Below are 7,643 nucleotides of genomic sequence, written 5' to 3' on the forward strand. Positions count from 1 at the left end.
TAGTGTGGACGAAGACGTTGGCAAAGAGGAAAAAGAAGAGACAATGGAAGCGAAACCAGCGGAAGATACGGGTGAAAAGAAACCTTCAGCTGACAACGACCTGGCCGAATTAAGAGATAGGTATCTTAGGCTCTATGCTGAGTTTGAGAACTACAAGAAGCGGGTGCAGAAGGACAAGGAAGAGCTCGTCAAGTATGGTAACGAAGCGCTCTTGTATGAGATGCTCCCTGTCATCGACAATCTCGAGATGGCCTTGCGGCATTCTGGGAATTCGGTCAACGAAGGTCTTGTGAAAGGTGTCGAGATAACCCTCAGGGAATTCCAACGAGTTACGGAGAAGTTCGGTCTCACGGCGATACCTGCGGTGGGGAGGCCCTTTGACCCTTCAGTACATCACGCCATGTGCCAGGTCGACAGATCCGATCTTGAGGACAAGACCGTGGTGGAAGAATTCAGGAAGGGCTATTTGCTTGCAGACAAGGTCTTGAGACCCTCTTTAGTGTCAGTCTCAAAAAGAGTGTCGGTCGGAGCAGAAACTGAGGCGAGCGTGCAGAATAGCAAGAAATCAGAGGAGGAATAGAAATGGGAAAGGCAATAGGAATAGACTTGGGCACTACAAACTCTGTTGTTGCTGTTGTACAGGGCGGCGAGAGCGTAGTCATACCGAACCAGGAAGGTACACGGACGACGCCTTCTGTTGTGGCGATCACGGAAAAGGGCGAGCGGCTCGTCGGCCAGATAGCGAAGAGACAGGCGATCACAAACCCTGAAAATACCATATTTTCAATAAAAAGACTGATGGGAAGAAAGTACAATTCACCCCAGGTTGACCACGCAAGAAAGAGATTACCCTACAAGATCGTTGAGGCACCGAACGGAGACGCCCATGTGGAGATACGGGGAAAGAGATACTCGCCGCCTGAGATATCGGCAATGATACTGCAGAAACTGAAACAGGCGGCCGAGGATTACCTTGGGGAGACCGTGACAGAGGCGGTCATAACCGTGCCGGCCTATTTTGACGACAGTCAGAGACAGGCGACAAAGGATGCCGGAAAGATAGCCGGACTCAACGTCCTGAGGATCATTAATGAGCCTACGGCCGCGTCCCTCGCCTATGGGATGGACAAGAAGAAGGAGGAGAAGATCTCCGTCTATGATCTCGGCGGCGGCACCTTCGATATCTCGGTGCTCGAGATAGGAGAAGGGGTCATAGAGGTGAAGTCAACGAATGGAGATACGTATCTTGGCGGTGATGACTTTGACCTGAGGATCATCGACTGGATGGTCGAAGAGTTTAAGAAGGAGCAGGGCATAGACCTGAAGCAGGACAGAATGGCCCTTCAGAGGCTGAAAGAGGCTGCGGAAAGGGCCAAAATAGAACTTTCGACTGCCAGCGAGACTGAGATCAACCTCCCCTTTGTTACGGCTGACGCGACGGGGCCGAAACATCTCCTCATGAAGCTTACAAGGGCGAAACTTGAGCAGCTTACCGGGGATCTCATCGATAAGACGATCGAACCCTGCAAGTTGGCCCTTTCTGACGCAAATCTTTCCCCGAAGGATATTGACGAGGTCCTTCTCGTCGGCGGCCAGACCCGTACGCCGAAGGTCCAGCAGGTTGTACAGTCGTTCTATGGCAAAGAGCCGAACAGGTCGGTAAACCCCGATGAGGTCGTGGCAGTGGGCGCCGCGATCCAGGCGGCCGTGCTGAAGGGCGAAGTGAAAGAGGTTCTTCTTCTCGACGTAACACCGCTTTCCCTCGGTATCGAGACCCTCGGCGGCATCTTCACGAAGATCATCGAGCGGAATACGACGATACCGACGAAAAAGAGTCAGATATTCTCAACTGCCAGTGACAGCCAACCCGCTGTCACGATCAAGATCCATCAAGGAGAGAGGGAGATGGCGGGAGATAATAAACTTCTCGGCGTATTTGAGCTTGTCGGTATCCCGCCGGCCCCTAGGGGTATCCCCCAGATTGAGGTCTCCTTTGATATTGATGCCAATGGTATCCTCCATGTCTCGGCGAAGGACCTCGGAACAGGAAAAGAACAATCGATACGAATAACGGCATCGAGCGGCCTGAACGAAGAAGAGATCAAGAAAATGATGCGTGACGCGGAGTCTCACGCTGAAGATGACCGGAAGAAAAGGCAGCTCGCAGAAGCGCGGAATGAGATCGATACACTCGTCTATAGTGTCGACAAGTCACTGAAGGAATATGGCGATAAACTGACGGATGCTGAGAAGAGAGAGATTGAAGAGGCCCTTGAGAAATGCAGGAAGATCAAGGACACGAGCACGGATCCGTCAGAAATCAAAGCTGCGACCGAAAATCTCACAAAGGCGTCCCACAAGATAGCCGAACATGTCTATAAGGCGGCAGGTGCCCAGGCTGGCGCCGGTGCCGGACCTTCTGCCGAGGCTCAGCAGGGAAAGGCCCCTGAAGAAGAGGTCGTTGAGGCTGAATTCGAAGAAGTCGATAAGAAAGAGAAATGAAGGACTATTATACTCTCCTCGGCGTCTCAAAGAATGCGACGGAAGCCGAACTTAAAAAGGCATTCAGGGGGCTCGCTCTCAAATATCATCCTGACAGAAACCCCGGTAACAAGGAGTCAGAGGAGAAGTTCAAGGAGATCAACGAGGCCTATTCGGTCCTCAGCGATCCCGAGAAGCGCACCCATTATGACAGATATGGTGGGACCGCTGAGGCTCCGGGGGCCGGCTACGGAGGCTTTGGCGGTGCAGGCTTCGGGGATATTTTTGAAGACATCTTTGGGGATTTCTTCGGAACCTTTTCAGGCCAGCGCCGGCAGAGACCCTCGCGGGGCAGCGACCTCCGATACGACCTTGACATAACACTTGAGGAATCGGCTTTCGGAACAGAGAAGAACATCGAGATTCCACGATGGGAGACTTGTTCGGCCTGTAGCGGAACCGGTTCTAGACCTGAGAAACCGCCGGTCACCTGCCCAAACTGCAAAGGGAGCGGACATGTCAGGTTCCAGCAGGGATTCTTTAGCGTTTCGAAGACATGCGGCTCCTGCCAGGGGACGGGCAAGATCATTACCGACCCGTGCACATCCTGCAAAGGGGAGGGAAAGGTCAGAAAAGTCCGAACGATTTCGGTAAGGATACCGCCGGGTGTAGATTCCGGATCGAGATTACGAATGTCGGGAGAAGGGGAGCCCGGCACGCGGGGCGGGCCTCCCGGTGATCTTTATATCATGATCGATATCAGGGACCATCCTACCTTTGTGAGGAAAGGTAATGATGTCTATTATGAGATGCACATAACATTCCCCCAGGCTGTCCTTGGAGCCGAGGTGGAAGTCCCTACCCTTGACGGTGCCACCAGCCTGAAAGTACCTCCCGGTACCCATCCTGGAAAGGCATTCCACATCAAAGGAAAAGGCATTCCGAAACTCGGCGGACACGGCAAGGGTGACGAAATCGTCGTTGTGAACATTGAGGTCCCAAAGCACATTACTCCGCGTCAGCGCGAGCTGCTCGAGGAATTCGCGCAGATCAGTCATGACAAGGCGGCAAAAACTTTTAAAGATAAGTTGAAAGATATCTTTACGGGCGCCGAAAAATAGATCACTTCCGTCATCCTCTATGCCGCGTATATTCCTTCCCCTTTTAAAGCCGACTCATGAAATACGGATCAGTGGAGAAAAGGCACGATATCTGACGACTGTCCTGAGATGCTCCGTAGGGGAGGAAGTGACGGTCTTCGACGGCAAGGGCCTCTCTTACAGGACCATAATTAAGGGGATCTCGAAAAAAGATATTGTGGCCGAGATAATTGATATCACTTCCTATGATGCCGAGTCTCCGATTCAGATTACGCTGATCCAGGGTCTGCTGAAGGGAGAGAAGATGGATCTCGTTATCCAGAAGACGACGGAACTCGGAGTCAGTGAGATCATCCCTGCAGTGACCGAACGAAGCCAGGTAAAGGATACAAGGAAGGTCGAAAGATGGAGGAAGATTGCAGAAGATGCGGCAAGGCAATGCGGGAGGTCGATGGTCCCTGTGATCCATGAATCGGTTCTCTTCGGCGATCTTCTCGCTTCTTTTTCCGGCTCGACTGCCGCCTCCCATCACGGCATCATCTTCTGGGAAAAGGGAGGAATGAGGCTGGCGGATGCACTGAAGATGAAGGGAGATTCTCGGTCTTTCATGATTGCCGTTGGTCCTGAAGGAGGCTTTACAGGGGAAGAAGTCAGGGTTGCTGAGTCGAGGGAGTTTCTGACGGCATCTCTCGGAAAACGCATCCTCCGTTCAGAAACTGCTGCGATTTCTGCAGTGGCGATAGTTCAGTTTCTCTTTGGGGATCTGAACTCTCCTTTCCAATAGTTCCTGTTCTGCTTCCTGGGCATACATGACTTTACCTTAATAGGAGTAAGCATTTCAAATCTTTTCCTCTAACTCCGGTGCCTATCCTGTCTAAACCTGGCGGCTGGCAAGCTTCAAACATCTCTTGACAAAAGCCCTTCTTGGAGGTACAAATTTATCAAAAGCCGAGAAGGGACGGTATGCACACTCCAAAGTTCCTGAAATCAGTACTTCTCATTATTTGTCTATTTGTATTTCCATCTTTTTTTGTGGGCGGAGCCTATGGAACCCCGTTGAGCGTTTCTTCCAATGGCCGTTATTTTACAGACGGCAGTGGAAAAGCGATCTATCTAACCGGATCTCATAATTGGAACAGCCTACTCGATTCCGGGGCAGTTGACGTCTCGTCGGGGTCTGCGTCGGTCGGCCCTTTGGAGGTTTTGTCTGACAATGCATGGAATACACTATTGGATATAGTGCAGACACAGAATCATAACTTCATTCGGATGTGGATCTTCGAAGGATGGGTCTACGCGCAGGGATGGGCGGCTGCAGATTATTATGAACCACTCCCATATGCTCGCACGGGAATCGACAATGCATTGGATGACAAGCCGAAGTTTGATCTGAGCCAGCTGAATCAAGCCTATTTCGACCGTTTGCTCTCGCGAGTCGCTGCAGCGAATGACAAGGGAATTTATGTGAGCATTATGCTCTTCCAGGGATTCGGCTTAGACACCCCGGAGACCTGGCGAGGACATCCTTTCAATAGCGAAAACAATATAAACGGGATCAATGGCGATCTGAACGGTGACGGTATTGGGAATGAAATTCAGACCCTCCAAAATTCTGACTTCCTCGCTATTCAAGAGAATTATGTCAAGAAAGTGATCGATACCGTGAATCATTTCGACAACATCCTCTACGAAATATCTAATCAGAGCGCTTCTGACTCAGTGGATTGGCAGTATCATATGGTCGACTTCATCCATGATTATGAAAGGACAAAGCCAAAGCGGCATCCGGTGGGCATAACGGTGATGGGCCAAGAGAGTAATAGTGCCTTATTTAACAGTACGGCGGAATGGGTTTCTCCTACTTTCCCAGCTCCTGTTGATAGCGATCCTCCGGCAGCGGACGGCACGAAGGTCGTTTTGCTCGACACAGACCACTTAGCCGCCGAGGTTGGCAGCCAAGCTTGGGTATGGAAGAGTTTTTTGAGAGGGTATAATCCACTTTACATGGACAATCTCCTTTCCGGCTATCTGCAAAAAGACCGGACCCGAGTAGCTATGGGGCAAACCCTTGTCTATGCCAACAAAATAAATCTGGTTGCCATGATTCCTCGGAGTGACCTGTCATCAACTGCCCATTGTCTCGCCAACCCCGGTAATGAATATCTCGTTTATCAACCGACCGCTGGTACAATATTCTCCGTAAATGTTTCTGCTGGAACCTATAATTATGAATGGTTTGATCCCAGTTCCGGCAGCATTCCTTCTACGGGCAGAATAACAGTGAGCAGCGACAACCATGACTTCACTCCGCCATTCACCGGAGATGCTGTAGTATACTTAAGCGCTGCACCGGGTGGTCTTGCAGGAGATTTAAACATCTCGGTCTTTCCGTCAAAGAATGACTTTGGGAATGTGACAGCGGCGACCTCATCTGCGGCACAGACATTCATTGTCTCAAACGGAGGGGCAGCGGACCTTTCTCTTGGTACGATTGAAATTGCAGGTACGAATGCCTCTGAATTTGTCATTCTGTACGATTCTTGTTCAGGCAAAACCTTAAAGGACTATCTTTCTTCCCCAAATCTTTCATCGTCCTGTACTGTTCAGGTAGTCTTTTCACCTGAATCAGGAGGTGCAAAGACTGCGAATCTCAGCATCCCATCAGATATTCCGACGCTGAATGTGCCACTGAGCGGTTGGGGAGTGATTCCGATGCAGTCATACAGCATCTGGAATGATACAGCGAACCCGTTCATCGAATCGGCTAACGACCCAAATCCTATAGAACTGGGTGTTAAATTCCGCAGTGATGTGAACGGCTACATAACGGGATTACGTTTCTACAAGGGAACGGATAACACTGGTACCCATATCGGCAATCTCTGGACGGGCACGGGTGAACTTCTTGCCACCGTGACCTTTACCAATGAAACTGTGGACCCAGGCTGGCAGACGGTAGCTTTGCCTAACCCTGTTCCCATCACTGCATATACCACGTATATTGCGTCGTACCATACGAACGCAGGACATTATGCAGTTAACCCCTGGTATTTCTCTTTCTACCACGCCACCGCTGGAAATCCCCTCCAATCACTAAGAGACGGACTGGACGGGCCAGACGGTCTGTATCAATACGGTCCCGGCGGTTTTCCAAACCAAACCGTTAACTCTAACAACTACTGGGTGGACATTGTATTCGCAGTAAACTCTGGAGCCGTTGACCATATCACGATCAGTCCTTCATCGGCAATAATCACCGCAGGAGGAAACCAGAGCTACACGGTTCAGGCCTTAGATGCATCGAACAACAGCCTCGGTGATGTCACCGGATCAACGGCCTTCTCGATTGCACCAGATGGGTTCTGCACGAAGGGTACCTGCACGGCGACTGTTGCAGGGTCACACCTGGTGACAGTGACTAACAGTGAAAGGACGGCTACGGCAACACTCACGGTAAATGGCAGAGCCGTTGACCATATCACAATCAGTCCTTCATCGGCAACGATCACTGCAGGAGGAAACCAGAGCTATACGGTTCAGGCCTTTGATGCATCGAACAACAGCCTCGGTGATGTCACTGCTTCAACGGCCTTCTCGATTGCACCCAATGGCTCATGCACAGGAGCTGTCTGCACTGCGACCGTTGCCAGTTCCCACACCATTACCGCCACATACAGCGGAAAGACTGCCACGGCAACCCTTGCGGTGAATGCCGGACCCCTCGACCATATCACGATCAGTCCTGCATCGGCAACGATCAACACGGGAGGCAGCCAGAGCTATACGGCAGCAAGTTTTGACCAGTACAGCAACAGCCTCGGTGATGTCACCGTTTCAACGGCCTTCTCGATTGCACCGGACGGCTCATGCACAGGAGCTGTCTGCACCGCGACCGTTGCCGGTTCCCACACCATTACCGCCACATACAGCGGAAAGACTGCCACGGCAACCCTTCAGGTTTCGGCTGCTTCAACCATCTGGAGCAACACGGCGACACCGACCTACGCATCGGTAAGCGACACCAAGGCCGTAGAACTGGGTGTTAAATTCCGCAGTGATGTG

General features: G+C 51.3%; 5 protein-coding genes. All 5 read left to right on the forward strand.

From position 1 onward, the window contains the following. Window positions 1-4: 4 nt before the first annotated feature. Window positions 5-580: a nucleotide exchange factor GrpE gene (grpE, locus tag VFG09_03815; protein HET6514261.1), complete on the forward strand. Its 576-nt coding sequence runs from the start codon at window positions 5-7 to the stop codon at window positions 578-580. Window positions 581-582: 2 nt separating this feature from the next. Next, the gene (gene dnaK, locus VFG09_03820; protein ID HET6514262.1) at window positions 583-2,502 is read left to right on the forward strand and encodes a molecular chaperone DnaK; all 1,920 of its coding nucleotides are present in this window, start codon (window positions 583-585) and stop codon (window positions 2,500-2,502) included. Then, on the forward strand, window positions 2,499-3,602 hold the full coding sequence (gene dnaJ / locus VFG09_03825; protein ID HET6514263.1) for a molecular chaperone DnaJ: 1,104 nt from the start codon (window positions 2,499-2,501) through the stop codon (window positions 3,600-3,602). The genes dnaK and dnaJ overlap by 4 nt, the downstream gene beginning before the upstream one ends. 19 nt (window positions 3,603-3,621) lie before the next feature. Next, complete coding sequence (locus tag VFG09_03830) at window positions 3,622-4,365, forward strand: 16S rRNA (uracil(1498)-N(3))-methyltransferase (protein HET6514264.1); 744 nt, start codon at window positions 3,622-3,624, stop codon at window positions 4,363-4,365. A gap of 179 nt (window positions 4,366-4,544) precedes the next feature. Beyond that, window positions 4,545-7,643: DUF4082 domain-containing protein (locus VFG09_03835; protein HET6514265.1), on the forward strand; the 3,099-nt coding region annotated here is incomplete at its 3' end.

The sequence above is a fragment of the Thermodesulfovibrionales bacterium genome (assembly GCA_035686305.1).
In the GTDB taxonomy this organism is placed as follows: domain Bacteria; phylum Nitrospirota; class Thermodesulfovibrionia; order Thermodesulfovibrionales; family UBA9159; genus DASRZP01.

Coding starts and splice junctions, on each gene's coding strand:
- dnaK (HET6514262.1), top strand. CDS start 583: ATGGGAAAGGCAATAGGAATAGACTTGGGCACTACAAACTCTGTTGTT.
- dnaJ (HET6514263.1), top strand. CDS start 2,499: ATGAAGGACTATTATACTCTCCTCGGCGTCTCAAAGAATGCGACGGAA.
- VFG09_03830 (HET6514264.1), top strand. CDS start 3,622: ATGCCGCGTATATTCCTTCCCCTTTTAAAGCCGACTCATGAAATACGG.